We start from the raw sequence: 1,146 nt of genomic DNA, 5'->3' as shown, positions 1-1,146 counted from the left end.
AGGCTGCGCGTCGGTGTCGGCGGCTTCCGCGGCGACCGGAACGGTCGAGGCCGGCGCAGCCGAGGCTGTCGTCCCGGACATCGCCGGGTTCGCATCGGCCGATGTAATCGAGGCGACGGGCGCGGGAACCGGCTCTGCGGTCGGCGCGGCATCCATCGGCGGCTCGGCGCCTGGCGGCGTGGCAATCATGCTTTGCGCGGCCATGTCGTCCTTGGTTGCCGGTGCGGACGGCTCGGCCTGCCTGACGGTGTGGTCAGGCGCACTTTCCACTGCCGCGGGCTGCGCGTCCATCTTAGGTTGGCCGGCGGCATCGAGCGAGGCGGTCTGCACCGGCTGCGAGGCGACGATCGGCGCAACATCGTTGCTCGCCACCTGGGCCGGATCGGCGAAGAAGGCCTTGCCCAGTTGCAGGGCGCCCAGTGCCAGCAGGATCGCGGTTGTCCCCATCAGGATCGGTTTGCGCCGTGCCTTGAGCAGGTCGCCGATCCGCAGTGCCTTCACCGGTCCGGTCACCGTCGACTGGCGCTTCAGCGCATCGGCCTCGGCGGCCGCGGCCTGGGCCGCGCGCCGGGCAGCGGCGATGAAATCCGACTTCGCGGCGTCGGTGTCGCTGGGCTTGGCAGGCTGGCCGCGCTCGTCGCGCACGCGCTTCATGATGGCGTTGAGGTCAGGTGCGCCGGAACCGGGCTCCAGCGGCCGGTTGGCCATTTTCGGATCGAGCGGTTCGTCGAGATCGACGCTCGGGATCGGGGCAGTCGGCGCAGAGCCGGCCAGTGGCGGGATGTCCGCCTCCTTCTTGCCCTTAAAGGCGCGGGCCAGTCCGCCGAACATCGACCTACGGCCGCCCGCCTGTTCGTTCTTCTCGACAATTGTGTCGGAGCCGAGAGCAGCCATGGCCGCAGCCGCTGCGGCTTCGGCCGGCGTGCGCGTTCCCATACCCAGGCCGCCCAGATCGCTACGAGCACCCGGCTCGTTGCGCAGGATGGCGGCGGCACGGCCATCGAGATCGGCCAAGTCCCCAGTCAATGGCAGGGGCTGATCGATATCCATCGATGGCGCGTCCACGGCCATCTTGGGTCGCCGCACGCCGCGCCAGTTGCTCGGCTCGACCGGTGCCGCATCCAGCAATTCGCTCATCGCCTCGAC

The 1,146-nt window shown here is 70.0% G+C and carries 1 pseudogene; it reads right to left on the bottom strand.

Annotation, left to right across the window (positions count from 1 at the left end):
• Positions 1 to 1,146 (bottom strand): annotated as a pseudogene (locus EN984_RS35470) (peptidoglycan-binding protein); the annotation flags it as partial.

The organism is Mesorhizobium sp. M7A.F.Ca.CA.004.12.1.1 (assembly GCF_003997835.1).
Taxonomy (GTDB): domain Bacteria; phylum Pseudomonadota; class Alphaproteobacteria; order Rhizobiales; family Rhizobiaceae; genus Mesorhizobium.
This window is presented reverse-complemented; position numbering and strand designations above follow the sequence as displayed.